This is a genomic window from Streptomyces sp. NPDC058195 (assembly GCF_042883525.1).
Classification (GTDB): Bacteria; Actinomycetota; Actinomycetes; order Streptomycetales; family Streptomycetaceae; genus Streptomyces.
This window is the reverse complement of sequence record NZ_JBHVVM010000035.1, coordinates 43,247-69,579: the sequence shown is the minus strand read 5'-3', so window position 1 is coordinate 69,579 and position 26,333 is coordinate 43,247. Positions and strand designations below refer to the sequence as shown.

Here is a 26,333-nt window from a genome sequence, read left to right as displayed (position 1 = left end):
GCGTACGGGCCCGCCGGACCCCGGCGGAAACGCCCTAGGGCCTCTCGTTTGGATCATGCCGGGCTCGCGGGGGCCGGCACGCACATCTGCCGCGTTGTCGTCAGTCACCGACGCTCCGCGTCGGCTCCTTCCTCCGCCTTGCAGCTGCACGCACCAGCCCCCGCTCCCTGATCCAGCCTGATCCAAACGAAAGACCCTAGGACGGCCGCGGCTCCCGGGTGAGCGCGGCCACGACCGCGGCCGGATCGTCCGCGTGGAACCGTACCGAGTGTGCCTGCCCCCGCCGCCCCATCGGCCGGACGAACTCCACCGGACGGGCCAGTTCCACCGTCACCGTCGTCTGGCCGCCCACCATCACATCCAGCACCCCGTCCGCGTCCGCCCCCACGGAAACCCCCTCGGGGAAGCGCCGCTCGACCCGCGCCGCGGTGACCGTACCGGCGGGAATCCGCAGGTCGAAGCGGGCGCCGTAGCGCAGCCGCAGCGCACCGTCGGCGCCCACCACATGCGGCCGGGTCACACACGCGGCGTGCGTCGACAGCACGAACAGCACCCCGTACACGTCGAGCACCAGCGCCACCGCGTGCACCACCGGCCACGGGATCAGCAGGGCCAGCATCACGGTCTCGACCACGGAGACGAACAGCAGCCCGTACATCATCGCGGTCTGCGGCCCGGTGTACGCGGCGGCCAGGGCGCCCTCGGGCACCGCGTGGAGCCGCCCGCGCACCCACAGCGCGAGACTGTGCAGCGCGCGCAGTTCGTGCCCGGCCAGCCGCCGCAGCCGCCGCCACACCCTCATGACGCCCTCCGCTCCGCCACACGGACGGTGAGGGCGGCCATCACCCGGCGCACCGTCTCGGCCTGGGCGGGCGCGTAGTCGTCGAGCAGCGCCTCACCCAGGCCGGTCAGGACGGGCCCGTCCGTGGGGATCGCCGCCAGCACCGCGTCCGGCACGGCTGCCGCCAGCTCGGCGGCCAGCGGCGCGATCCGGGGATCGTCGACGGCGGCCCCCTCCAGCGCGTCCAGCCGCTCGTACAGCGCGAGCACGGCCGGGTCCTCGGCCAGCGGCGCCAGCGCGGCGTGCAGCTCCCCGTCGGCCCCCGTGGTGTCCAGCAGCACCAGGTGCTCGCGGTCCCTGGCCGCCATGGGCGAACCGGTCACCAGCCCCGTCCCCAGCAGCTCGGCGAGGGCCGGGGACATGGGCTCGTCGTCGGAGACCGGCCCCTCCAGCAGCCGCGCCAGCTGGCGCCGCCGCTCCCGGATCGCGTCCTCCTGCCGGGCCAGGTCCGCGTCCAGCTCGGCCAGCACCTCCATCAGTTCGTGCCCCCGGGAGTCGGCGAGCGCGTCCCGTACCTCGTCCAGCCCGAGTCCCAGCTCCGTGAGCCGCCGGACGCGGGCCAGCACCACGGCGTCCCGCACGCCGTAGACGCGGTACCCGTTGGCCCGGCGCGCGGGCTCGGGCAGCAGCCCGATGCGGTGGTAGTGCCGGATCGCCCGTGTGGTGACCCCGACGAGTGCGGCCATCTCTCCGATACGCATGAGGCCAGTAGAAACGTTGACGCCGCGACAAGGTCAAGCGCGTGCCGGTCCTCCGGATCTCCGCCCGCCCCCTGCCGGGTACCATGGTCGGCACGACAGACGAGTCGGGCGGACGGCCGCGTGGGGATCCCCGGATCCCCCCGAGGAACGTCCGGGCTCCACAGGGCAGGGTGATGGCTAACAGCCACCCGGGGTGACCCGCGGGACAGTGCCACAGAAAACAGACCGCCAAGGACCTCGGTCCTCGGTAAGGGTGAAACGGTGGTGTAAGAGACCACCAGCGCCTGAGGTGACTCAGGCGGCTAGGTAAACCCCACCCGGAGCAAGGTCAAGAGGGGCCGTCGCGAGACGGCTCTGCGCGGATGACCGAGGGCGGCCCGCCCGAGTCCGCGGGTAGACCGCACGAGACCGGCAGCAATGCCGGTCCTAGATGGATGGCCGTCTCCCCGGCCGCCGCGAGGCGACCGGGTGACAGAACCCGGCGTACAGCCCGACTCGTCTGCCGCCACCTGCGGCTTTGCCTTGGAAAGGGCCTCTGACCTGTGCCGGAGGCTCTTTCCGGTCTTTCGGGGGCTTGCCGTGTTAGGCGGCGGAAGGTCCCTGGGAAGTCCCCCGGACAGAGCTGAAAGTCCCTGAAAAGTCCCTGGAGCGGAGGGGCGGATGACGCCTCTGAGCTGGTTCGGGTCGATGGGACATCACGCTGTCGCCCTACCCCGCAGTTGACCGAAGCGAGCGTCACGGCCTTGCCGCCTGCTAGCGGTTTGCTCGTCTATGCCACCGGCTGGACTGCCGGCCGTACGCAGGGCCTGCGCGGCATCGTCTCGGGCTCGGTGCAGTCTGCTGCCCCGGACGGCGGCGGGCGGTCTGACTCGGCTCATTTGAGCGGCGTCTGGAAAGGTTCAGAGATTCGGGCTGCGGTGAGGATGGCTGCGCCTCTACCGTGGGTCAGTCGAAATGAGACCGGGAGCGTGTAGTCGAGGAGACGCCTTGGATCCGGTATCGGTGGGAGTGTTGGCGGCGCTGGCAGGCGGGGCCGGGGGCGAGCTGGGTCGGCAGGCATGGGCGACGCTGAGTGAGTTGGTGCGGAGACCGTTCGGCAGGCAGGCGGGAGCCCAGGCACCCGGGGAGGCCGAGTTGGTGGCGCTGAGCGAGGCGCCAGGCGAACCGGCACGGGCAGAAGCGTTGAGTGGTGCCCTCGCCGCGCGGGCGGCCGTTGACCCGGAGTTCGCTGCCGCGCTGGACTTGTGGCGTGGCCAGCTTCCAGCGTTGGCTGAGGGCTCGGTGACCAACACAGTCAGCGGCGGTACCCAGTATGGTCCGGTGGTCCAGGGTCGGGACTTCTTCGGCATCACCTTCAACAGCCCTACAGCTCCTCCCGCGCGGGAGAGTTGAAGGCTTCGGTTGACCCTTGCGACGTCCCGGGCGGCCCCCGGTTCGGATGCCGTCGACGCAGGGGGTTGCGTCCCGCCATCTAATGACTCGGATCACCATGCGGTATTGAGGAGTAGCTCAGGACGCCCGCGCGTCCGCTGGGGGAGTGCTGCGTGGACTGGCGGTTTTCCTGATGTATGCATCCAGGTGTGCCTGGTATCGTTGAGGACACTTTCAGTGATGGCGTGGATACTGGAGGCAGTCGTGACCCGCGCATGGGAAGCCGATCCGTCTGCGTTATTCGTCAAGCGCCTCGGTAAGTCGGCGGCGGAGCTGGGCAACTCCAAGGACGACGACGAGTGCCCGGACATCTGGCAGCTGAGCAACGGCGACGTTGCCGTGATCGGCCGCGATCTCACCGCGCACTACCGGTCGTGCCTGCCGGGTGAGGTGAACCTGGGGCCGGACGAGCGGTTGGTCGTCATCCCGGGCAACATGCTGAGTGCGGCGAAGGTGGACATTCCCGATGCTTGATCTCCTCGCTCCTGGGCTCCCTGACGAGCTAGGTGAGCGGCTCACACGCGAGGACTACAAGCGGGACTTCCGGGAGCGGCGCGCGGCGATCCGCGATGGGGAGTCCTGGAAACTGGAGCGGTTGCAGCACTTCGAGGAGACGAACGACGACAGCCGGGAGGCGCTGCGTCAGGGGGACTGGCCAGCAGTGCTGCGGCTGTTCGAGGCTGAGCGTGACGCCTTGGTTCGAAGGGCCAGGGATGAAGCGTCGCGCGGGGCGGTCCTTCATCGTATTCGTGTGGTTGAGGAGCCGCTGACGCCGTATGTGCAGTGGGAGCTGCACTGGCTACGACTGAGCGCGGAATGCGGGCATTCCGTTCGCGTCCTGCCTGTTTCCGCGGTCGCCGCCGCGGAGGGCGATACGCTGCTGCCGGAGTTGAGCCTTCTGGACAGTCGGGTTCTCTACCGTGTGCTGTACACCGCTGCTGGTCAACCGGACGGGGCGATGCGCTTCACCGATCCCAGCACCGTGAGGAAATGGGCGGAGTATCTGCAGGAACTGTACGCGGCTGCGGAGGACGTCCAGGCGTACTTCGGCCGTGCCGTGGCCGACCTGCCTCCGCCGCCTGCGGCCTGACCAGGGCGCATCGATCGACGTGCCTACAGAGGGCAACAGGCGACCCGGAGACTCGCAGAACGACCTCTCCGGGTCGTCTCGCGATGTCGTACAGGCCGGGAGCGTTACTGGTGACATCCACTTCCACCACGTCGCCGCCTCGGGGCCATCGGGGCCCGTCCCACGCCAGCTCCCAGCCGACGTGAACACCTTCGTCAACCGCTTCGACGAACTGGGACAGCTGAACGCGGTGCTTGCCGACCGAAACGGCGGGCGCTTCGTCGTCTCCGTTCACGTGGTGGCCGGCACGGCGGGTGCGGGCAAAACCTCGCTGGTCCTGCACTGGGCGCACCAGGTCAAGGACCAGTTCCCCGACGGCCAGCTCTTCGTCAACCTCCGCGGGTACGATCCCGGAGAACCAGTCACAGCCGCGCAGGCACTTCAGCGCTTCCTGCGGGCCCTGGGCGTGGCCCCGGCCGAGGTTCCTCAGGACGTCGACGACGCAGCAGCGATGTACCGCTCACTGATCGCCGACCGCCGGGTCCTGATCCTCCTGGACAATGCGGCCACGGTCAGCCAAGTCCGGCCGCTGCTCCCCGGCGGAGGAGACAGCCTTGTTGTGGTCACCAGCCGCAGCCGCCTGGCGGGTCTCTCGGTGCGTGACGGCGCCCATAGGATCACCCTTGGTACGCTTCCGGAGCCGGAGGCAGTCGCGCTGCTGCGCGCGGTCACGAGGGGCTATCGACCCGAGGACGACAGCGACAAACTTGCAGAACTGGCGCGCCTGTGCGCCCGTCTGCCGCTTGCCCTGAGGATCGCCGCCGAACGGGCCGCCAGCCACCCGCACATGCGACTCGACGATCTCATCAGCGACCTGCGTGACGAGTCCGCCCTCTGGGACGCCCTCAGCACCGGCATCGATGAAGAGGCCGAAGCCATCCGTTCGGTCTTCACCTGGTCCTACCGCGCTCTGCCCACGCACTCTGCCCGCCTCTTCCGCCTCCTTGGCCTGCACCCTGGAGCTGCGTTCAGCCTCCCCGCTGCCGCCGCCCTCGGCGAAGCCACACCCAGCCGAACACGCCAGCTACTCGACGATCTGGTCGGGGCCCACCTGCTGGAGCAGACCGCTCCGGACCGGTTCCAGTTCCACGACCTCTTACGCGCGTACGCCACCGACCTTGCGCAGGCAGAGGAGTCGTCCGACCAAAGGCAAGCGGCGCGACGACGCGTCCTGAGCTGGTACCTCCACACCGCCGACGCTGCCCAGACGTGGCTCTATCCGTCAGAGGACCACCTGCCACTGCCTGAACCCTTGCCGGAAGTCACTCCCCTCGTCTTCACCGACTACAACGCCGCCGTCGACTGGTCCGAACGGGAACAGGGCAACTTCCTCCCCGTCGTGCGCGACGCCGCCCGAAACGGAATGGACGAGACGGCTTGGCAGTTGGCCACCATCCTGTGGTTCGCACGTCCCGCCTCCTCGTCGGAACGGGACTGGCTGGAACTGGGCCGAATCGGATGGGAGGCAGCGACAAGACGAGAGGAACAGAGAGCGCAGACACGGCTGCTCATCAACACGGGCATCGCGCACAGGGCTCTGAACAATTTTTCCGAGGGCCTGGACGCTCTGGAGCGAGCCGTCACGTTGGCTCGCAGCTCGCAGAGCCGGTTCGACGAGGCCCAGGCCCTCAACCTCATGGGCCTGATCCATCTACGACAGCGCGAACTCGACTTGGCGGACGCGCATTTCGGGCAGGCCATGTCCGTCTTCCGAGACCTGGGGAACGATCAACGAACCGCCACCGCACTGTCCAACATCGCCAGCACTCGCCTGAGCGCCGGCCGCCTGCCCGAGGCCGCCTCGGTCATCGACGAGGCGCTTGCCGCGCACCGGGCCCTGGCCAATCGTGGCGGTGAAGGCAACCTCCTTCGGATCGCAGCCGCCCTGCGACTCGAAGAGGGCGACATGGATGCCGCCCGGCGATCCATCGACGAGGCGCTCGACATCGCGCTCGCCCTCCGCGACCACACCCGGGAAGGCTTCTGGCTCCTCACCCTCGGCGACATTCAGCGCACCGCCGCCCAGCACGGCGACGCCCTGACCTCCTATCAGCGTTCCGCCATGCTCCACCGACGCCTCGGCGACCGCAGCCGCGAAGCCCTGGCCTGGCGCGGCACGGGCCAGACGTATGCCGCGATGGACCGCCACGGCGAGGCCACCACCTTCCATCGCCAAGCCTCGGCCGTTCACCGCGACCTAGGGGACACGTGGCAGCTCGCCCTGGAACTCGACCACCTGGCCGCAGCCGTTCACCCGGAGGACCCGGAGACTGCCCGTGGCCACTGGATCGAGGCCCTGACCCACCTGACCCCCTATACCGACCCCCGGGCCACATCCATCCGCTCCCGCATAGAAGCGTTGCTGACCCGAGCTGCCGGTTGACGCCGTCGCTGATGTGACCAACGACGCCACCAGGCTCGACGGAGATACAGCCGTTCGAGGAACGCCGGGGTCGTGATCATCATGTGCGGCCGCACGGTCCTCACTCCGGGTGTGGAACCGGCGCTCAGCCACGAGCACAGGCAGATTGAACGACAGTCGTACGAGGAGGGACTCGATGGGCTGCCAGCCCTCCATCGGCACTCGCTCACTGCTCGCGCGCATCCCTCCAGTAGTCATGGAGCATCTCGGTCGGCCACGAGGGCTGTGTGACAGGCCACGAAGTCGACGACCGGTGTGCCGTCGACGGCGTCGAGGTCCGTCACGTGGAGGTCGCGCCCATCCGCTCGGAGCAGTCGCGGGAACGACGTCGCGATACGGGCGGGGCGCCGGTGGTTGTGGTGTACGAACGTTCCGGTCGTCGGCGTCCGGGCCTCAGCGCACGATGAACACCCTTACCAGAACGCGCCAAGTCATCGAGGCCACGGGCACGAAGGCGCCCGAGGTTGTGAACTGGATCAAGGAGTCACGCCGATGGACCTGAAGTGGTACACGCACACCGACGCACGAGACGTCCGTTCCTTGCTCCTGGACATCCACGACGAGGTGTACGCGAACGATCCCGACCCGTTCCACTCGCGCGAAAGGTTCTCGTACTTCGTCGACCTGTGGTCGGGGCGCGAGGGCTGACGGTGCGTCTCGGGGTGGGAGAACGACGGCCCGGTCGGGTACGCGTACGGTTCGAAGTTCACACCGGGCGGATGGTGGAAGGGAACGGACCGGCCGAGGGGTGTGCGCGGCCGGATCTTCGCCCCGTCCGAGCTGATGGTGATGCCACAGTGGCAGGGCACCGGCCGGGCGCAGCAGATCCATGACGCGCTGATCCAATCGGCCGACGTCGACTTCGTGACGCTCCTCGTCGACTCCACCCATCCCAGGGTGCAAGCGCTGTACGAGGAATGGGGCTACGAGAAGGGGGACGAGGCCAAGCCCTCCGACGACTCTCCCGTGTACGCGGTGATGGTGCGCACGCTGCGGACCGACTGACCCTGAGGCGATGAGGCCTCCGCTGGACGGTTTGGTGCCGGGGCGGGGGCTTCACGCTGAGGGCGCAGCCGCGCTCGCGTAGCCATCAAGGTAGCCATGCAACCGCCTTCCCTGCACGTTTGTGCAGGTCATAGCGTTGCGGCGGCAGTCCCCGGCGTACAGCCCGACTCGTCTGCCTCTCAGGCTTCTGACCTTCGCTATCGCAGGTCAGAAGCCTCTTCTCGTGGAATCGCGGGCGCCGCACCACCCCGTTCCGCACCGGTTCGGGCCGGACCGCGCCGCTACGAAGAAGGCCATGAAGGCAGCCATGGAGGCAGCCGTGCTGGGCGGCTTGGCGCGGGCGTCGGCTGAGCTGGGGAAATCCTCCCGTCACCGGGGGGCGGCGGCCTCGCCCTGGTCGACCGGGTCATCCTGGCCGCCTTCGGCGCATGACGCGTAGTGTCCGGCCGGAGAGACCAGCATTTATGGAGGCGGGCGCGGCATGAGCACTCTTGTGGCCGAGGTCATCAGTACAGGGCGGCTCGACCTGGTGCCGCTGCGCGTCGGGCATGCCGAGGAGATGGCCCCGGTGCTGTCCGACCCCGGCCTGCACACGTTCACCGGAGGTGCTCCGGACACCCCGGAGGCCCTGCGCTCGCGCTACCGGCGGCTGACCGCGGGCTCCCCCGACCCGGACGTGTCCTGGCTGAACTGGGTGATCCGGCTCCGTGACGCGTCCTGTCTGACGGGCACGGTCCAGGCGACCGTCACCTCTGGTGGCCACGGGACCGTCGCCGAGGTCGCCTGGGTGGTGGGGACGCCGTGGCAGGGCAGGGGCATCGCGGGGGAGGCGGCCCGGGGGCTCGTCGACTGGCTCGGCCAGCGGTCGGTGCACACCGTCCTCGCGCACATCCACCCCGGGCACCGGGCATCCGCCGGTGTCGCCGCTGCCGCCGGGCTCGTCCCCACCGATCTGCGGCACGAAGGCGAGATCCGGTGGTACCGGAGCATCGAGAGGCCCGAGCGGCCCGAGCGGCCCGAGCGGTGACCACGGGGGTGTGAGGGACGGGGTGATGAATGGGCCGGACCCACCCCGCCCCAGGTGGTGCACCGTGCACCATATGTGTATTGTGCATATGAAGTGCATGGTGCACATTCGCTCGGCGTGGGGGCTGTGAGCGCTGGGCGGGGCCTGCGCCGCAGGCGTTCACGGAAGGAATCACCCCATGAGTTCACCGGGTCTGCAGGGCAAGGTGGCCGTCGTCACCGGCGGAGCCTCTGGCATCGGCGGGGCCATCACCCGGCTGTTCGCCGCACGTGGGGCTCAGATCGTCGTCGTCGACCTCCAGGAGGAGGCGGGAGAGGCGCTGGCCCGTGAGCTGGGGGACGCCGTGGTCTTCCTGCGCGGGGACGTCTCGGACCGGGCTGTCGCCGAACGCGCGGTCGCGACGGCCGTCGAGCGCTTCGGCAAGCTCGACGTCCTGGTCAACAACGCGAGTGTGTCGCGCCAGAAGCCGTTCGACGAGCAGACGGACGACGACTGGGACCTGGCGATGGACACCGGTCTGTACGCCACGCGCAACTTCATGCTGGCGGCCCTGCCCGAGCTCAGGAAGACCGGCAACGCCTCGGTCATCAACTTCGGCTCCGGAGCCGGGCTCGACGGCCAGCCCAACCAGGCGTCCTACGCGGCGGCGAAGGAGGCCATCCGCGGCCTGAGCCGGGTCGTGGCCAACGAGTGGGCGCCGCTCAACATCCGCGTCAACGTGGTCTGCCCGATGGCCCTGACGGCGGGCGTGGCCCAGTGGGCGCAGGCGCGCCCCGAGCAGTACGCGCAGTCCGCGGCCAAGGTGCCGCTGGGACGCTTCGGCGACCCGGAGCGGGATGTCGCCCCCGTCGTCGCCTTCCTCGCGAGCGACGATGCCCAGTACATGACGGGTCAGACCCTCATGGCCGACGGCGGCGCGATCAAGCTCCGCTGAGCGGTGGCGGACGGGAGGCGCCTTCGCCCCGGCCGGGGTGGCGGGGACGGCGGGGGTGGCGGGGCGCACCGGGTGGCGTCGCGGCGGGGGAGCGCGGCCAGTCGTACGAAGTGACGCGAGCCCATGCGCCCGAACGCGCGGCGGACCTCGCCGAGGCGCCCCGGGGCGACGGCCCTTCCCGGTGCGGGGGCCGTCACGCGCCACGTCGGTGCGGAATCGGGCACGGCGGGGTGAAACGGCCATCGTGGCCGGAGCGAACGCCCCCTCCGAAAGGGGGGAGCGAATCACGTTGACAGGTGGGACGGCACCGGGCGATCTTTCCCGCGCCGGGAGAACACACGCCGACCACCGAAGGCGAAACCAACATGACGCAGAACAGTGGTCCAGCACCGCTCAGCGGTCGGGTCGCGGGCAGTCCGAGCGCACTCTGGCACGAGGAGGTGCTCGGCCCGCACTTCCAGTACGAGGTCACCAGACTTCTGCCCTGGTACATCGCGATCGAGAAGGTACTGGCCGTCGAGTACGCGCGGTTGGGCGTGATCACCGACGCGGACGCCCGGGCACTGGGCGGGGCGCTGCACACGGCGGACGCCGAGGCGCTCGTGGCCGACCCGGAAGCCAACATGTCGGACATCAGCTTCGCCCTGGAGCGGTACGTCGAGCAGCGGCTGCCCCGCCCGGTCCCGTCCTGGCACGTGGACCGGAGCCGCAACGACCTCCAGGCGACCGCCCAGCTGATGTTCGGGCGCCACGAGCTGGCCGGTGCGGCGGAGGCGCTGCTGGGCTTCGGCGAGGCGGTGCACCGGCTGGCGGGAGCCAACCGGGAACTGCCCATGCCCGGCCACACGCACTTCCAGGCCGCGCAGATCATCAGCCCCGGGTACTACCTGGCGGCCGTCTCCGAGCAGGTCCTGCACACGCTGCGGCGGCTGCTCTCGACCTATGACGGCCTGGACGCCAGCCCGTTGGGCTCCGGTGCGATGGCGGGCCAGGAGCTGGCCTGGGACCGTGACCGGATGGCGCGGCTGCTGGGCTTCCAGCGGTCCCAGCCGGTCGCGCTGACGGGGATCGCCTCCCGCGGCTGGGTGGCCGAGGTGACCGCCGACATGGGAGTTCTCGGCCTGGCGCTGAGCCGGTTCGCCACCGACCTGCTGACGTGGGGCAGCAGCGAGTTCGGCTTCATCGATCTGCCCGACGAACTGTGCGGGATCTCGTCCGCCATGCCGCAGAAGAAGAACTTCCCGGTGCTGGAACGCATCCGGGGCCGTACGGCGCACCTGCCCACGTACCACCTCGACGCGGTGCTGGGGCAGCGGAACACCCCGTACACCAACCTCGTCGAGGTCGGCAAGGAGGCCGGGGCGAACCTGGCGAACGCCTACGCCACACTGCGCAGTGTGCTCCGGCTGTTCACGGAGGTCATCGACCGGCTGGTCTTCCGCGCCGACCGGATGCGGGCCGCCTGCGAGCGGGAGTACCTGGGCGGCTTCGCCCTCGCCAACACCCTCACCCTCCAGGAGGGGGTGCCGTGGCGGCGCGCGCAGGTGGTGGCGGGAGCGTACATCGTCGCGGCGATGGAGGCCGGTCTGCTGCCGGGCGAGCCCGACCCGGAGCTGCTGCGGAGCGTCGCCGGTGAGCGGGGGTTCACCCTCACCGACCCCGCCTCGGCGCTGGACGCGGTGCGGGACGTCGACGCGGGCCTGCGCAGGACCGCCTCCGCGGGCTCCGCGCACCCGGACGCCACCGCCGCCGTCCTGCGCGAACAGGAGGGCGAGTACGCGCGGTTGCGTGCGGAGTGGGCGCGGCGCGCCGCCCTGGTGAGCGCGGGTTTCGCGGAGACGGACGCTCTGCTGGGAGCCGGCCGGTGAGCGGTCCCCCGATGGGACCGCCCGCCGGGCACGTTGGGTACGCACACGCGGTACGCGCGCCGCTGCCGGGAACGGCCCGCTGTCCCCGCCCGCCCGGCGGGGACAGCGAGTGCGCCGACGCCGCGACAAGGGGAGGGAAACCGTGATCTACGGCAGCATGTACGAGGCCATCGGGCGGACTCCGCTCGTCCGGCTGCGACTCGACGCCCCGAGCGGCGTCGAGGTGTACGCCAAGCTCGAACTGGCCAACCCGTTCGCGATGAAGGACCGGGTGGCCCGCCACATCATCCTCGGAGCCAGACGCCGGGGGGTGCTGCGCCCCGGAGCGCCCATCGTGGAGAGCTCGTCGGGCACCATGGCGCTCGGTGTCGCGCTGGTCGGCAGGGCGCTGGGCCACGACGTGCACATCGTCACCGACCCGCGGATCGACGCGGTGACCCGGGCCAAGCTGAGCTCCCTCGGCTGCGAACTGCACGTGGTCTCCGAGATGACGTCGCAGGGCTGGCAGGGCGCCCGGCTCGAACGGCTCGACGCGCTGATGCGCGAGCTGCCCGGGGCCTTCTGGCCGCAGCAGTACAGCAACCCGGACAACCCCGGCGCGTACCGGGAGCTCGCCGGTGAACTCCTCACCGATCTGGACCGCATCGACACCGTGGTGGGCGCGGTCGGCTCCGGCGGCTCGCTGTGCGGTTCGGTACGCGCCCTGCGCCGTTCCCTGCCCGACCTCTGGGCGGTGGGGGTGGACTGTGTCGGAAGCGTCCTGTTCGAGCAGCCCGACGAGCCGAAACGTCTTCAGAGCGGGCTCGGCAACAGCCTGCTGCCGAAGAACCTCGACCGCCGGGTCATCGACGAGGTGCACTGGCTGAACGACCGGGAGGCGTTCGAGGCGACCGTGGCCCTCGCGGGAGAGCAGCAGATCTTCGCGGGGAACACCTCCGGTTCCGTCTACCGGGTTCTCGGCGACGTCGCCGCACGTGCCCGGCCGGGCAGCCGGATCGTGGGCATCTTCCCCGACCGGGGGGACCGCTACGCCGAGACCGTGCACGACCCGGACCACTGGGCGGATCAGCGGCTCGGCGAGCTGGAGGCGGCCCTGGCGCCGGAGGCCGTCGACTACGGGACGCCCGTGCGGTCCTGGTCGCGCGCGGTCACCAAGGGGGACGTCGACAAGGACCGGCATCTGCTCTTCATCGAGTCCAACACCACCGGGACGGGCATGATGGCCCTCGGCACGTCCGCCGCGCTCGACCTCAGGCCCGTGCTGCTGACCGGTGACCCGGACCGGTACGCGGGACTTGAGGAGACCGGCTCCGAGGTCCTGCGCTGCGACACCAACGACGCCAACGCGATCCGGGCGGCCGTCCAGGAGCGCTTCTCCCGCGAGGAGATCGCGGGTGTCACCACGACCAGCGACTTCTACGTACCGGCCGTCGCCGACATCGCGGAGTGGCTGGGGCTCCCCGGCAACCCGGTGGAGGCGGTCACCGTGTGCCGCAACAAGGCGTTGCTGCGCGCGGCCCTGGACGGGGCGGGCGTCGGCCAGCCGCGCTTCGCCGTGGTGACCGGGCCGGACGAGGTGGCGGGCGCGGTGGCCTCGGTGGGCCTGCCGTGCGTGGTCAAGCCGGCCGACGACTCCGGCTCCAACAACGTGCTCCTGTGCCGTACGCAGGAGGAGGCGGCGGCACAGGCCGCGCTGATCCTCGGCATCCGCACCAACATGCGCGGCATGCCGACCGCCAGGACCGTGCTCGTCGAGGAGTTCGTGGACGCCCCCGAGTTCAGCGTGGAGATGTTCAGCCGGGACGGGGTGGCGCAATGCGTGGGCATCACCGCCAAGCGGGTCGGCGGCACACCGTACTTCGTGGAGAACCGGCACGTCTTCCCGGCCCCGCTGCCGGCCGGCGTCCGTACCGCCCTTGCCGACGCCGTGACGGCGGCCCTGACCGCCTGCGGCATCGAGCTGGGCCCCACGCACACCGAGGTCAGGCTGGCCCCGCGCGGGCCGGTGATCATCGAGATCAACCCGAGGCTGGCCGGCGGGATGATCCCGGAACTGATCCGTCTGGCCACCGGGACCGATCTGCTGGAGCAGCAGTTGCGGGCCGCGGTGGGCCTGGCCCCCGTACTCACCCCGAGCCGTGAGCGGCACGCGGGCATCCAGTTCCTGGTCCCGGACCGGGAGGGGGTGCTGGCGGGCGTCAGCGGCGTACCGGAGGCCACCCGGCTCAGCGGTGTCGAGCAGGTCAAGGTCACCGGGCGGACCGGGGCCCGGGTGCGCCCGGCGCGCAACGCCTACGACCGGCTCGGTCATGTGATCGCGGGCGCGGACACCGCGGCCGGGGTCGGGAGCGTTCTGGACGCCGCCCTCGAAGCGGTTCGCCTGGAGGTGACCGGCACGGCGCCCGCCGCCCCGGACGACCCGGCGGTCTGACGACGGCCGCGCGCGCGGGGCCGTCGGCCCCGCGCGTGAAGGTTTCCGGCACATACGAGTGAAGGCTCCTGACGGACCACCGCCCGCGAGGCGGGACGGTCTGTCAGGAGCCTTCGTCGTGGGGAGGAGCCGGGCCTGGATCAGGCCCAGGCGCGGCGCAGCCGGTCGAGGTGCTCCAGGCCGTCCAGTACGGTGTCGGCGTCGTCGATGAAGTCGATCAGGCACGCCACCTCGTCGACTCCGGCGTCCCGGACGCTCCGCAGCAGGTCCGCGTTCTCCTCGACGGTGCCGAAGAGGCCGCCCGTCTCGAAGTACCGGTCGAAGCCCAGGGAGACCAGGAAGTCCATGTCCTCGGGGCTGAGGTCGTCCGGATCCAGGTCCGGCATGATGTCGCCCGCTGCCTTGAGGAGCAGCCCGAGCGAGTTGCGCAGATAGGCGCTGAAGGGCTCCCGCACGGTCTCGCGCACCTTGTCCCGGTCGTCGCCGAGGAAGGTGTGGAGCATCAGCACCACATGGCCGGGGTCGCCCTCGGGCAGTGCCGCACGGTAGACGGCGATCTTCTCGGTGAGTTCACCGATCGTCTGCCCCAGCAGGTGGGTGAGGACGCCGACGCCCATCGCACCCGCCTCGCGGAAGGTCTCGGGATTGCCCGCCGCCGTCAGCCAGACCGGCAGCCGCTCGCGCACCGGCGCCGGGTAGGTGCGCAGCTTGCGGGTCTCCCCGTCGCCGTCGGTCACGGTGATGGCGCCGCCGTGCCACAGCTCCCGCACGTCCGCGATGGTGCGCGCCAGCACCTCCTTGCGGTCGGCGTAGTTGTGCGGGGCGAGGGCGAAGTCCGCCGCGTGCCAGCCGGACGCGAAGGACAGGCCGACGCGGCCGTTGGACAGGTTGTCGACGACCGACCACTCCTCGGCGATCCGCAGCGGGTGGTGCAGCGGCGCCACCACACTGCCCGAGCGGATCTGCACGTGCTCGGTGACCGCCGCCACCGCCGCGCCCGTGACGGCCGGGTTGGGGTAGGCGCCGCCGAAGGCGTGGAAGTGCCGCTCGGGCGTCCACACGGAGGTGAACCCCCGGCTGTCCGCGAAGCGGGCCCCGTCGAGCAGCAGGCGGTAGCCGTCCGTGCTGGCCGAGTTGTTGGCGAAGTAGAACAGGCCGAAGTCCACCGATTACCTCTTGTTCGTGTACGGCGACCGCGCGCGGCGTCGGCGCGGGCTGGTCAGGACAGTTCGTCGAGTACGGCGGTACCCGTCTGCGAGGTGCTGAGCGAGCCCCCGAGGTCCGGCGTGCACAGCCGCTTCTCGATGGTCCGGCCGACCGCGTCGCGCACCGCGGCGGCCTCGCCGTCGCGTCCCGCGTGGTCCAGCAGCAGCGCGGCGCTCAGGATGGCGGCCAGCGGGTTCGCCGTCTGGGTGCCGACGAGGCCGGGAGCCGAGCCGTGGACCGGCTCGCACAGGGCGAAACCCGTCTCCGGGTTGAGGTTGGCCGAGGCGGCGGTCCCCATGCCGCCCGCGAGCTGGGCGGTGAGGTCGCTCAGGATGTCGCCGTGCGCGTTGTTGGCCACGATCATGTCGAACGCCGTCGGGTCGTCGACGAGGTGCATCACCGCCGCGTCGACGTAGAGATGGCGCGTCTTCAGTCCGGGGTGGCGGGCCGCGGCCTCGCGGAAGCAGCGCTGCCACAGCGAGCCGTTGTTCGGCACGGCGTTGGCCTTGTCGACCAGGCAGACCGAGGTGGTGGCGTGGGCGAACGCGAACTCCAGGGCCCGGCTCACCCCGCGGTGGGTGCTCAGCTCGGTGTCGATGGCGGTCTCGTGCGGGGTGTTGGCGCGCAGTGTGCCGCCGATGCCCGCGTACAGGCCCTCGGTGTTCTCGCGCACCACCGTGCAGTCGATCGCCCGGCGTCCGGGGTCGCGCAGCGGGCTGAGCCGGTCGTGCAGCAGCTTCGCCGGGCGGTGGTTGACGTAGAGGTCGAGGTCGAACCGGAGCCGCAGCAGCACGTCGCGCGCGTAGCCGGGATCGGTGACGCGCGGGTCGCCGACGGCTCCGAGGAGGGCGCCGTCACTGCCGGCGATCCTGGTGAAGTCCTCGTCGGACAGCGCCGGACCGCCGGCCAGGAAGGTGTCGGCGTTGACGTGGCCGAGAACGTCGGTCTCCATGTCGGGGGCCACCGCCGCCAGTACGCGCAGTGCCTCCGCGGTGACCTCGGGGCCGATCCCGTCCCCGGGCAGTACGGCGATGCGCTTCACCGCACACCCCCCGACGGCCTGGGCATCCAGCGGGGCCGGTCCTCCTCGTAACGCGCGATGACCTCCGTCGACTTCAGGGTCACCTCGATGTCGTCCAGGCCGCCCAGGAGCAGTTTGCGGGCACGGGCCGCCACGTCGAACGGCCAGTTCCGCCCGCCGTCGACGACCCGCTGCTCGCGCAGGTCGACGGTGAGGGCGAAGGAGGGCGAGGCCTCGGCGCGGTCCAGCAGCCCGTCCACGGCGTCCTGCGGCAGCCGTACGGCCAGCAGCCCGTTGCGCAGGGCGTTGCGCAGGAAGATGTCACCGAAGCTGGGTGCGATCACCGCCCGGAAGCCCCAGTCGCGCAGGGCCCACACCGCGTGCTCGCGGGACGAGCCGGTGCCGAAGTTCGGCCCGGCCACCAGGATGCTCGCCCCCGAGCGCGCCGGTTCGTTGAGGATGAATCCGGGGTCCTCGCGCCAGCGGTTGAACAGGGCGTCCGCGAAGCCCGTCTTGGTGAGCTTGCGGCAGTGCCTGGCCGGGATGATCTGGTCGGTGTCCACATCGCTGCGGCGCAGCGGCACACAGGTGCCGGTGTGCTCGGTGAGCGCTTCCATGTTCCTCGTTCCTGTTGGCTCGACGGCCGCGGCGGATGCTCCTGCGGCCGTCGGGCCGCAGGAGCGGAGCCGGTCCGCGTGGTCGGTCGGGTCGGCGTGCTGACCGGGGCGCCGCCGCGTCACGGTCCCGGTGTCAGCCGAGGTCGGCGGGGGCGGCGAGCCGGCCCGTGACGGCCGTGGCCGCCGCCACGGCGGGGGAGACGAGGTGGGTGCGCGCCCCCGTGCCCTGCCGGCCCTCGTAGTTGCGGTTGGAGGTGGAGGCGCAGCGCTGGGCGGCCATCAGCCGGTCGGGGTTCATGCCGAGGCACATCGAGCAGCCGGAGAACCGCCACTGCGCGCCCGCCTCGGTGAACACCTTGTCCAGGCCCTCCGCCTCGGCGGCCCGCCGCACCTCCATGGAGCCGGGGACGACCAGCATGTCGATGCCGGGGGCGACGGCACGGCCCCGCAGGACGTCGGCGGCGGCCCGCAGATCCTCCAGACGGCCGTTGGTGCAGGAACCGAGGAAGACGGAGTCGATCGCGATGTCCCGCATGGCGGTCCCGGGCGTGAGGCCCATGTACTCCAGCGCCTTGCGGGCGACGGCCTGTTCCACCGGGTCGGCGAGGGACGCGGGGTCGGGCACCCGGTCGCCGATCCCCACCGCCTGGCCGGGGTTGGTGCCCCAGGTCACGTACGGGGTCAGCGACGAGACGTCGATCACCACCGTGCGGTCGAAGACCGCGCCCTCGTCGGTGCGCAGGCCCTCCCAGTAGGCCGCCGCCTCGTCCCAGTCGGCCCCGCGCGGGCTCTCCGGGCGACCGCGCAGGTAGTCCAGCGTCGTCTCGTCCGGTGCGACGACACCGGCGCGGGCGCCCGCCTCGACGCTCATGTTGCACAGGGTCATCCGGCCCTCGACGGTGAGGGCGCGCACCGCCTCGCCGCGGTACTCCAGTACGTGCCCGTGGGCGCCGTTGGCCCCGAGCTCGGCGAGCAGGGCCAGGGCGAGGTCCTTGGCGGTGACGTCCGCGCGGGGGGTGCCGACGAATTCGGCGGCCATCGTCCGGGGCCGCTGGAGCGCGAGCACCTGGGTGGCCAGGACGTGCTCGACGTCGCTGGTGCCGACACCGAACGCCAGCGCGCCGAAGGCGCCGTGGGTCGAGGTGTGGCTGTCGCCGCAGGTGACCGTCATCCCGGGCAGGACGATCCCCAGCTCGGGGCCCACCACATGGACGATCCCCTGCTGGTCGTCCCCGTGGCTGAAGAGCCGGATGCCCTGGTCGGCGCAGTTGCTCCGCAGGGTCTCGACCTGGAGGGAGGCGATCGGGTCGCTGATCGTCAGGGAGTCGGTGGGGACGTTGTGGTCCTCCACGGCCAGCGTGAGGTCCGGCCGCCGGACGCGGCGGCCCGCCTGGGCCAGCCCGTCGAACGCCTGAGCCGAGGTGGCCTCGTGGACCAGGTGCAGATCCACGTAGAGGAGATCGGCCCCGTCCTCCTCCTGCTGGACGACGTGTGCGTCCCAGAGCTTGTCGACGAGGGTGGAGGGTGCGCTCACGAGGTCTTCGCCGCCTCGGTGAACCGGTCCGCGATCCGCCGGGCCAGGTCGTTCAGCTCGTCGCACTCACCGGCCGGGCGGGAGGCCACGAACTCCTCGTAGAGCCCCTCGACCAGTTCCTCCTCCGCCGTGACACCCATGCGGTCGAGCAGGTAGCGCAGGATCGACCGGCCGGAGTGCCGACCGACCAGCAGCGACCGTTCACGCCCGTACAGATGCGGATTCAGGTATTCGTAGTTGATCGGGTTCTTCAGAATTCCGGCCTGGTGGATTCCGGCTTCCGTGGCGAATGCGTTGATCCCGAAAACTGCTTTATTGCGCGACGGGTTCAGTGCGATCGTTTCCGAGAGCAGAAGATATGCCGGATAAAGGCCGTCGAGCTTCACGTCCATGCTCGCGCCGAACTGGTCACCTTTGTGCCTCAGTACGGATGCCAGTTCTTCCAGCGGAGTGTTACCGGCGCGTTCGCCGATACCTCCGAGTGTTGCCTGCACCTCGTTGGCCCCCGCCTGGATTCCGGCAAGTGCATTGGCGAGAGAAAGTCCCATATCGTCATGACAGTGTGTGGAGAGGATGACTTCATCCGGAATCCACGAACGTACCGCGGCGCAGAGATCGCCGTACTCCTGCGGGGTCGCGCAACCGGTCGTGTCCGCGAGGATCACCGTGGTCGCGCCGTCCTCGACGGCGGCCGTGACAAGGGCCTCGATGTGGTCCTTGCTCCCCCGGCTGGCGTCCTCCACACCGAAGGAGATGTCGGTCGCGCCGAGGTCGGCGGCGAGCCGGATCGCGTCGCGGACCTCCTGGACGGACTCGGCGCGCGTGATGCCGCGTTTGTGCTCAAGATGCAGGTCGCTGCCGGTCCCGCAGATCTGGACCTGGTGGTTCGGGCGGGCCCCGCCGGCGGCCATGGAGGCCCGGACGTCGGCGGTGGACGCCCGGTTGAAGGTCGCGAACCGGGCGGTCGTCAGGGATTCGGCGATCAGTCGCGTCGCCTCGGCGTCCGCCGGGGACGAGCCGGGGAAACCAGCCTCCACGATGTCCGCGCCGTACGCCTCGGCCGCGAGTGCCAGCGGCAATTTCTGCTCCGGCGACATCGCGTTGCCCGGTGCTTGTTCCCCGTCGCGCAATGTGGCGTCGAATACGGAAATCCGGCGTCGGCGGTATGTGCTTTCGGTGGTCACCTGGTCGCCCCCTGGACGGTGTCGAGTGCCGTTTTTCGGGTGGACGGGCCGCACTGACTCGGCCTGCTCCGATTTTGCACCGGGAGGATCGTAATTCGGCCTGGAGCGGGGAGTGCAGGGTTTCATGCTCGGACGAAAGTCCCTGCAATGAGAATCGCACCGATCGGTGACGCAGCGGATGCGTGCGGCTACGCTGCGTGTCGACGGGGGGAGGTGGCGGCCATCATTCGTCTTGATCTAAATCTCATTGCGGTGCCACAGACCTCGGACGATACTCCATGAGCCATGTCGTTCTTACCGGCTGGTTCGAAATTCGTCCATGATCTGGGGGAGATCAGTGCAGCGGATTCATTTCACCGTCCAAGACCTGACGCGTATCACCATCGCGTCTGCCGGTGATCCGGCGGTCGAGACGGCGCTGGCTGCCGATCTCCTCCGCCGCAGGAACGGTGGAACGATCTTCGGCCGCTGGCGGGACCTGGTCAGCCAGTCGGGCCCCCTGCGCCTTCCGCCGAGGCCCTCCGTCCCCGACCACCTCAAGCTGCTCGCGCAGGCCAGCGGCGCAGCCGTGCTGCAGAACTGGGCGGGAAGCCGCGGAACCGCCGACGACAACGATTTCTTCGAGCGCGTGGTGGCTCCCTACTGGGAGCGCATCAACGCCTATCTCCGGGCCGACGCCGAACACCGCAGCCGGATCTTCCTCGGCGGCGGGGTGGAGGCCCTGCTCGGCACCCTGCACGCGCGCATCGAGTGGAACTCCCCGGTGCTGGAGCTGGACAACGGCCTGGACGGGGAGATCCGCCCCGAGGGCACCGGCCTGATGATCGTCCCCTCGCTGTTCCTGCACAGCAGGCCCGTGGTGTACTCCTGCCCGGACCGCCGTAACACCCCGCCCGTCCTGGTGTACCCCGTACCGCTGGACGCCGTGACGGCGGCCGCGATGTGGGACGAGCCCGAACAGCAGGACCGGGCCCTGGGCGCGCTGATGGGCCGCACCCGCGCGAGTGTCCTGAGCGCTCTGACGGAAAGCTGCACCACCACCGAGCTCGGACGCCGGCTCGGCATCTCGGCCGCCGCCGCCAGCCAGCACACCACCGTGCTGCGGGAGGCCGGACTCATCACCAGCCGCCGCAAGCTCAACGCGGTGCTGCACTCCCTGACCGACCTGGGCCTGATCCTCCTCAGGGAGGGCGAGGAACTCTCCCAGACGGACTCGGCGCTTCCCCCGGGCACTGCCGCGTTGTCCGAGATCTGCACGCCGTTCTCCGGCCGCTCGCAGCAGTGCACACCCCTCACGGACGTTCCAGGAACGTCCCCGCGGCACCGGCCGCACCGCGTCCCCCGGAATTCCGCGCCGAGCCGCGCTTCCGCCTGACGCGCACAGACCCGAATCACCCGCCGCGGCGCCGCGTCGGCCCTCGACAGGCGGCCACCGGTACGGAGAGGCATTCAGTGGGCTACGACATGACCGAGAACATCAGGAACGCGTCCTCCCTGGGCGCCCTGCTGCGCGAGCACGTACGCGACCGGGCGGACCAGGACGCCGTGGTGTTCGTACGCGACCCGCAGACCGGGGACGCGGACACCCTCAGCTACGAGCAGTTCGACCGGCGGGCCGGAGCCATCGCCGAGGTCCTGCGCACGCACACCGGCCCCGGCGACCGGGTGCTGCTGCTCTACCCGCAGAGCACCGAAGCCGTGGCGGCCTTCGCGGGCTGCCTGTACGCCGGAACCCTCGCGGTGCTGGCCCCGATGCCGGGCAGCTACCAGCAGGACCGCAAGCGGGTCACCTCGATCGTCTCCGACGCCCGCATATCCGTGGTGCTGACGGACACCGAGAACCTCGCCTCCGTGCGGGCATGGGCCGACGAGGCCGCGCTGCCCGGCCTGCGCGTCCTGGCCAGCGACACCTTCGACGACACCGAGGGCCACCTGGCGCGTCTCGCACCGGCCGACCACGGCACGACGGCGATGCTCCAGTACACCTCGGGCTCCACGAGCGAGCCCAAGGGCGTCACGATCACCCATGGCAACCTGCTCTGCGACATCGCGTCGTTCGTGTCGTCGCTCCGCTCCGAGGAGCCGGTCAGGACGGGCGGCTGGGCGCCGCTCTACCACGACATGGGCCTCATCGGGCAGACGCTCGCGCCGCTGGCCATGGGCAGCACGGTGGTCCTGATGTCCGCCGTGACGTTCGTGAAGCGGCCCGTGCAGTGGCTGAGGCTGGTCGACCGGTACGACCTGGGCTTCTCCGCCGCACCGAACTTCGCCCACGACCTGTGCGTCGCCAAGGTCACCGACGAGCAGCTGGCCACCCTCGACCTGTCCCGGTGGCGGTACGCCCTCAGCGGCGGCGAGCCGGCCCAGGCGACGACCATCCGGAGGTTCAGCGAGCGCTTCGCCGCGGCGGGCCTGCGGCCCGACGCGTTCGGCGTCTGCTACGGCCTCGCCGAGTGCACCGTCTTCGTCTCCGGATCACCCGGCCGCGAAGCGGTCGTCGCCGACCTCGACCCGGCGGAACTGGAACGCGGGCTGCTGAGGAGGGCGGCGCCGGACGCCGAGGGGCGCGCGGTGCCCAGCAACGGCGCGGTGCACGGCGTGGAGGCACGGATCGTCGACCCGGACACCCGCGTGGAGCTGCCCGCCGGATCGGTGGGAGAGGTCTGGCTCCGCGGCGCGAGTGTCGCCCACGGCTACTGGGAGAACCCGGAGGCGACCGCCGCGGCGTTCCAGGCCCGCACCGAGGACGGCGAAGGGCCGTTCCTGCGCACCGGCGACCTGGGCGGCTTCCTGGACGGGGAGCTCTACATCACCGGCCGCCGCAAGGACCTGATGATCATCAACGGGCGCAACCTGCACCCGCAGGACATCGAGCACGCCCTCCACGACCGGCACGCCGAACTGGACGGGCTGCCGGGCGCGGTCTTCTCCGTACCGGCCGACGGTGCCGGGGGCGGCACGGCCGACGACGCGCTCATCGTGCTCCAGGAAGTCCGCGGACGTCCCTCGCCGGACAACGCCCGGGTACTCGCGCGCGCCATGCGCGACACGGTCTCCCGGGAGTTCGGCGTCCGCGCGGCCGGCATCGTGCTCGTCCGCAGGGCAGGGGTGCGGCGCACCACGAGCGGCAAGATCCAGCGCGCCGCCATGCGCCAGCTGTTCCTCTCCGGTGCGGTGGAGCCGCTGTTCGCGGACTTCGACAGCCGGTACGCCGCTCTCACCGGACAGGGGCGTACGGCGTGACGACTTCTGCCACCAGGGCCGACGCGGCGGCACTCGACGCGCTGCTGACCCGGGCCTGCGGGCCCGGCGGTGCCTTCGACCCCGCCGAACTGGCCCGGCTGGACGAGGCGGAGGAGTTCCCCCGCGCCGCGCACCGGCTGCTCACCGAGGCGGGCCTGGGCGCGCACTACGTCCCCGCACGCCACGGCGGGCTGCTGCACGGCCTGGACGGCGCGATGGCCGCGCTGCGCACCGTCGCCCGCCGCGACCTCACCGTCGCCATCGCCCACGGCAAGACCTTCCTCGGCGCCATGCCCGTCTGGGTCGCCGGTGACGAACAGCAGGCCGAGGCGCTGTCCCGGGACATCCGCGCCGGCGCCGAGGTGTGCTGGGCGCTGACCGAGCGCGGCACCGGCAGCGACCTCCTCGCTGGCCGGCTGAACGCCCGCCCGGTCGCCGGGGGGCTCGAACTGGACGGCGAGAAGTGGCTGATCAACAACGCCACCCGGGCCCGGTTCGCCTGTGTACTGGCCCGTACCGCGCCGGAAGGCGGCCCGCGGGGCTTCGGCTTCGTCCTCGTCGACAAGAACACCCTTCCCGAGGGCGCCTGCCGCCCGCTCCCCAAGGAAGCCACGCACGGCATCCGCGGCGCGGACATCAGCGGCATCACGTTCCACGGCGCGCGCGTGCCGGACACGGCCCTGGTGGGACCGGCCGGATCCGGATTCGAAGTACTCCTCAAGTCGCTCCAGGTCACCCGGACCTGCGCCACCTCGCTCTCCCTGGGCGCCGCCGACCGCGCCCTGCCGATCGCCGTCCGCTTCCTCGCCGACCGCCGCCTGTACGGGCAGCGCCTCGCCGACCTGCCGCGCATCCGCCGCGCCCTGGGCGAAGCCGCCTCCGGGATACTGCTCGCCGAGGCCGTCGCCGTACTGGCCGGGCGCAGCGCCCAGACCCTGACCCGCGAACTCGCCGTCACCTCCGCCGTGACGAAGGCGTTCGTCCCCACGACCGTGCAGCGCTCGGTGGACGCCCTGGCCGAACTGCTCGGTGTACGCGGGTTCCTCACCGGAGTCCTGGAACACGGCGCGTTCGCCAAGCTCGACCGCGACCACCGCATCGTCGCCGTCTTCGACGGCAGCACGGCCGTCAACCGGCACGCCCTGATCACCGCCTTCCCGCTGCTCGCCCGCGCGCACGCCCGGGGGACGCACGACGGACCGGGCCTGCGTACGGCGGCCTCCCTCGGCGCCGCCCAGCCGCCGCTGGACCTCGGCCGGCTCACCCTGACCAGCGGGGGCGGCTCCAGCGTCGTCCAGTCCCTGGAGGAAGCGGCCTCGCTCGCCGCCCGCCGCGGCCCCGGGGACATCGCCGCCGCCGCCCGTGCCCTGGCCCAGGAGTCCGCACGGCTGCACGAGGAGATCGCCGCGTACCGGGAGAGCGCCAAGGGCGCGTCCGCGGCGGCGTTCGAACTGGCCAAGCGCTACGAGCTGGTGTTCGCCGGGGCGGCCTCGCTCGCCCTGTGGCAGCACAACGAGCCCGCGCCCGGGGCCCGCTGGTGGCGCGACGCCCTGTGGGTACGCGCCTGCCTGGCCACCGTCCTGCGCAGGCTCGGGCTCGAAACACCCGCCGGACCCGACGCCCGTGACCTGCTCTGCGAGGCACTGTTCTCCGCTGACCTCGCCGAGGGGGAGTTCTCGCTGCTCTCCGGACTGGAGGGATCATGACCACCATCGACCGCTCCCGCGTCGACAGGCTTGAGCGCCACCTCGGGGATCCCTTCGACGACAGCAACCCGACCGGTTTCGCCGCGCTGCTGGACGCCGACGAGCGCGGTGAGATGTGCTCCGCGGCGGAACGCGCCCTGGACGCGTACGGGTTCAACGCCGAGTTCGTCCCCGTAGAGCTGGGCGGCCGGATGTCCCGGCTCGACGACGTGGTGGCCGCGCTGCGCTCCCTCTACCGCCGCGACCCCTCCCTCGGGCTGGGCTACGGCATGAGCTCGTTCATCTCCTCGGTCAACGTCTGGCTCGCCGGTGACGAGCGGCAGCGCCGTACCGCGGCCGATCTGATCCTCGGCAACCACCGCCTCGCCGCCGCCTACCACGAACTGGCCCACGGCAACGACATGGCGGGCGCCGAATGCGCGGTCGTCGACGTCGACGGCACACCCGTGCTGCGCGGCCGCAAGGAGGTCGTCACCAACGTCAGCCGCGCCCAGGGGCTGATCGTCTTCGCGCGCACCGACGAACGCCCCGGCAGCCGCAGCCACTCCCAGATCCTGCTCGACAAGCGCACCCTCGACCGGACCCGCCTGCACGACCTGCCCCGCTTCCCCAGCTCGGGCATGCGCGGCGTGCAACTGCACGGCATCGAGTTCGACGACTGCCCGGTACCGCCGGACGCCGTCCTGGGACGCGGACGCGGCCTGGAGACGGCGATGAGGTCCTTCCAGATCACCAGGATCCTCGCCCCCGCCGTGATGTGCGGGCCGGTGGAGAGCGGGCTGCGCGTCGCGCTGAACCACCTGACCGCCAGGACCCTCTACGGCGGCAGGGCCACGGACCTGCCCCACCTGCGCTCCGCGCTCGCCGGAGTCTTCGCCGACCTGCTGCTCGTCGAGTGCTTCGGCGCGGCCGCGGTCAGGGCCGTGCACGTACTGCCCGGCCAGGCGAGCGTGCTCTCGGCCGTGTACAAGCACTTCGGGTCGGCGGTGCTGCTCGACGCCATGAGCACCCTGTCCGAACTGCTCGGCGCCCACTTCTACCTGCGGACCGGACCCACCGCGATCTTCCAGAAGCTGCTGCGGGACATCCGGCTGGTCGGCTTCGGGCACGCCGCCCGCGCCGCTTGCGAATCGGCCGTACTGCCCCAGCTTCCGGTACTCGCCCGCCGTTCCTGGTCGGCCCCCGTCCCCGAGGACGCCCCGGCCGGGCTCTTCGACCTCGCCGCCCCCCTCGGGCCCCTGGAGTTCGACCGGCTGGGACTCTCCGCGGGCGGTCGCGACCACCTGAGCGGTTCGCTCACCGAGTCCGTCGCCGGGCTCAGCGGCCCCACCGCCGCACTCGGTGACCTGTTCCTCGCCGAACACGCCGCACTGACACGCGACTGCGCCGCCCTGCGGCCCGGCGACGTCACGGTCACGGCCCCCGCCGACGCCGCCGCGCTGGTGACCCGCCTCGGACACGTGCACGCGGCCGCCTGTGTGCTCGGCATCTGGCGCCACAACGCCGGTAGCGCCCTGCCGGACGACCAGGTCTGGCCGCAGGCCCTGCTGACCCGGCTCGAAGGGCGGCTGCGGGGCCGGCCCGCCGCGCTGCCCGAAGCCGCCGAGGAGGCGCTGTACGCCGAACTGCTCGACCGGTTCCGCACCGGTCGTTCCTTCGATCTCGCCGCGCGGTTCCTGCCCGACGGGCACGGGGCGGCGAGGCCGTGACCGCAACCCACACAAGGAGATCACCATGCCGGGTACCACCGGACAGCAGATCCTGTCCGAGCAGACCGCCCTGCAGGACTGGCTGGCCGCCGAGGTCGCCCAGCTCCTCGGCACCGAAGCGCAGGACATCGACCGCTCCGCCACGTTCGGCGAGTACGGGCTGGAGTCCGTCTCCGGGCTGACGCTCGCCGCAGCCATCGAGGACCACCTCGGAGTCGAGGTCGATCCCACCGTCGTCTGGGACCACCCCAGCATCAACGAGCTCGCCGCACATCTCATCGAGGCCCGGGGCGCCACGTCCTGAGGCTCCCCTCGCCGACCAGG

21 protein-coding genes, 1 other RNA gene and 1 pseudogene are annotated in these 26,333 nt (G+C 71.2%); 15 read left to right on the top strand and 8 right to left on the bottom strand.

Going from position 1 to position 26,333, the window contains the following annotated elements; genetic code table 11:
• Positions 1-196: 196 nt before the first annotated feature.
• Both ACFVWY_RS31395 and ACFVWY_RS31390 read right to left on the bottom strand, forming a co-directional pair.
• A complete protein-coding gene (locus ACFVWY_RS31395; RefSeq protein ID WP_389878293.1) occupies positions 197-802 on the bottom strand; it encodes a hypothetical protein in 606 nt (201 codons plus the stop codon).
• Positions 799-1,542, bottom strand: a complete 744-nt coding sequence (locus ACFVWY_RS31390) for a MerR family transcriptional regulator (RefSeq protein ID WP_389878292.1) — start codon at positions 1,540-1,542, stop codon at positions 799-801. The genes ACFVWY_RS31395 and ACFVWY_RS31390 overlap by 4 nt, the downstream gene beginning before the upstream one ends.
• 100 nt (positions 1,543-1,642) lie before the next feature.
• On the opposite strand from ACFVWY_RS31390, the gene rnpB reads away from it, so the two are divergent.
• From rnpB to ACFVWY_RS31370, 4 genes are all read left to right on the top strand, one after another.
• Positions 1,643-2,044, top strand: an RNA gene (gene rnpB / locus ACFVWY_RS31385) — RNase P RNA component class A.
• Between the two features lie 1,133 nt (positions 2,045-3,177).
• Positions 3,178-3,447 (top strand): hypothetical protein, encoded by a 270-nt coding sequence (locus ACFVWY_RS31380; RefSeq protein WP_389878301.1) that lies wholly within the window; start codon positions 3,178-3,180, stop codon positions 3,445-3,447.
• Complete coding sequence (locus tag ACFVWY_RS31375; protein ID WP_389878291.1) at positions 3,440-4,063, top strand: DUF6879 family protein; 624 nt, start codon at positions 3,440-3,442, stop codon at positions 4,061-4,063. The genes ACFVWY_RS31380 and ACFVWY_RS31375 overlap by 8 nt, the downstream gene beginning before the upstream one ends.
• 181 nt (positions 4,064-4,244) lie before the next feature.
• On the top strand, positions 4,245-6,485 hold the full coding sequence (locus tag ACFVWY_RS31370; RefSeq protein WP_389878290.1) for an ATP-binding protein: 2,241 nt from the start codon (positions 4,245-4,247) through the stop codon (positions 6,483-6,485).
• Between the two features lie 205 nt (positions 6,486-6,690).
• Here ACFVWY_RS31370 and ACFVWY_RS31365 read toward each other — a convergent pair.
• Positions 6,691-6,907: pseudogene (locus ACFVWY_RS31365) on the bottom strand (TrmO family methyltransferase); the annotation flags it as partial.
• 109 nt (positions 6,908-7,016) lie between these two features.
• Here ACFVWY_RS31365 and ACFVWY_RS31360 point away from each other — a divergent pair.
• The 6 genes from ACFVWY_RS31360 (at position 7,017) to ACFVWY_RS31335 (ending at position 13,789) form a co-directional block, all read left to right on the top strand.
• Positions 7,017-7,172 carry a hypothetical protein gene (locus tag ACFVWY_RS31360; RefSeq protein ID WP_389878289.1) on the top strand — a complete coding sequence of 52 codons (156 nt, stop codon included), beginning with the start codon at positions 7,017-7,019 and terminating at the stop codon, positions 7,170-7,172.
• Positions 7,173-7,274: 102 nt separating this feature from the next.
• Positions 7,275-7,529, top strand: a complete 255-nt coding sequence (locus tag ACFVWY_RS31355; RefSeq protein ID WP_389878288.1) for a GNAT family N-acetyltransferase — start codon at positions 7,275-7,277, stop codon at positions 7,527-7,529.
• A 481-nt stretch (positions 7,530-8,010) separates the two neighbouring features.
• Complete coding sequence (locus ACFVWY_RS31350) at positions 8,011-8,556, top strand: GNAT family N-acetyltransferase (RefSeq protein ID WP_389878287.1); 546 nt, start codon at positions 8,011-8,013, stop codon at positions 8,554-8,556.
• Between the two features lie 178 nt (positions 8,557-8,734).
• Positions 8,735-9,490 carry an SDR family NAD(P)-dependent oxidoreductase gene (locus tag ACFVWY_RS31345; RefSeq protein ID WP_389878286.1) on the top strand — a complete coding sequence of 252 codons (756 nt, stop codon included), beginning with the start codon at positions 8,735-8,737 and terminating at the stop codon, positions 9,488-9,490.
• Between the two features lie 365 nt (positions 9,491-9,855).
• Positions 9,856-11,358 carry an argininosuccinate lyase gene (locus ACFVWY_RS31340; protein ID WP_389878285.1) on the top strand — a complete coding sequence of 501 codons (1,503 nt, stop codon included), beginning with the start codon at positions 9,856-9,858 and terminating at the stop codon, positions 11,356-11,358.
• A 142-nt stretch (positions 11,359-11,500) separates the two neighbouring features.
• A complete protein-coding gene (locus ACFVWY_RS31335; protein ID WP_389878284.1) occupies positions 11,501-13,789 on the top strand; it encodes a pyridoxal-phosphate dependent enzyme in 2,289 nt (762 codons plus the stop codon).
• A gap of 140 nt (positions 13,790-13,929) precedes the next feature.
• Here the strand turns inward: ACFVWY_RS31335 and ACFVWY_RS31330 are convergent, their stop codons facing one another.
• The 5 genes from ACFVWY_RS31330 to ACFVWY_RS31310 all read right to left on the bottom strand — a co-directional run bounded on the left by ACFVWY_RS31330 (position 13,930) and on the right by ACFVWY_RS31310 (position 19,351).
• Complete coding sequence (locus ACFVWY_RS31330) at positions 13,930-14,955, bottom strand: MupA/Atu3671 family FMN-dependent luciferase-like monooxygenase (RefSeq protein WP_389878283.1); 1,026 nt, start codon at positions 14,953-14,955, stop codon at positions 13,930-13,932.
• A 53-nt stretch (positions 14,956-15,008) separates the two neighbouring features.
• Entirely contained in the window at positions 15,009-16,037 is a 1,029-nt protein-coding gene (locus ACFVWY_RS31325; protein WP_389878282.1) for an isocitrate/isopropylmalate dehydrogenase family protein, read from the bottom strand.
• Entirely contained in the window at positions 16,034-16,633 is a 600-nt protein-coding gene (gene leuD, locus ACFVWY_RS31320) for a 3-isopropylmalate dehydratase small subunit (RefSeq protein ID WP_389878281.1), read from the bottom strand. The genes ACFVWY_RS31325 and leuD overlap by 4 nt, the downstream gene beginning before the upstream one ends.
• A 133-nt stretch (positions 16,634-16,766) precedes the next feature.
• Positions 16,767-18,167, bottom strand: coding sequence for a 3-isopropylmalate dehydratase large subunit (gene leuC / locus ACFVWY_RS31315; RefSeq protein WP_389878280.1), 1,401 nt, complete (start codon positions 18,165-18,167; stop codon positions 16,767-16,769).
• A complete protein-coding gene (locus tag ACFVWY_RS31310) occupies positions 18,164-19,351 on the bottom strand; it encodes a LeuA family protein (protein ID WP_389878279.1) in 1,188 nt (395 codons plus the stop codon). Before ACFVWY_RS31310 ends, leuC begins: the two co-directional genes overlap by 4 nt.
• 337 nt (positions 19,352-19,688) lie before the next feature.
• Here ACFVWY_RS31310 and ACFVWY_RS31305 point away from each other — a divergent pair, with 337 nt between their 5' ends.
• The 5 genes from ACFVWY_RS31305 to ACFVWY_RS31285 all read left to right on the top strand — a co-directional run bounded on the left by ACFVWY_RS31305 (position 19,689) and on the right by ACFVWY_RS31285 (position 26,313).
• Positions 19,689-20,726: an ArsR/SmtB family transcription factor gene (locus ACFVWY_RS31305; protein WP_389878278.1), complete on the top strand. Its 1,038-nt coding sequence runs from the start codon at positions 19,689-19,691 to the stop codon at positions 20,724-20,726.
• An 89-nt stretch (positions 20,727-20,815) separates the two neighbouring features.
• Complete coding sequence (locus tag ACFVWY_RS31300; protein WP_389878277.1) at positions 20,816-22,594, top strand: fatty acyl-AMP ligase; 1,779 nt, start codon at positions 20,816-20,818, stop codon at positions 22,592-22,594.
• Positions 22,591-24,300 carry an acyl-CoA dehydrogenase family protein gene (locus ACFVWY_RS31295; RefSeq protein ID WP_389878276.1) on the top strand — a complete coding sequence of 570 codons (1,710 nt, stop codon included), beginning with the start codon at positions 22,591-22,593 and terminating at the stop codon, positions 24,298-24,300. The genes ACFVWY_RS31300 and ACFVWY_RS31295 overlap by 4 nt, the downstream gene beginning before the upstream one ends.
• Complete coding sequence (locus tag ACFVWY_RS31290) at positions 24,297-26,009, top strand: acyl-CoA dehydrogenase (protein WP_389878275.1); 1,713 nt, start codon at positions 24,297-24,299, stop codon at positions 26,007-26,009. The genes ACFVWY_RS31295 and ACFVWY_RS31290 overlap by 4 nt, the downstream gene beginning before the upstream one ends.
• A 25-nt stretch (positions 26,010-26,034) precedes the next feature.
• Positions 26,035-26,313 carry an acyl carrier protein gene (locus ACFVWY_RS31285; protein WP_389878274.1) on the top strand — a complete coding sequence of 93 codons (279 nt, stop codon included), beginning with the start codon at positions 26,035-26,037 and terminating at the stop codon, positions 26,311-26,313.
• Positions 26,314-26,333 lie beyond the last annotated feature (20 nt).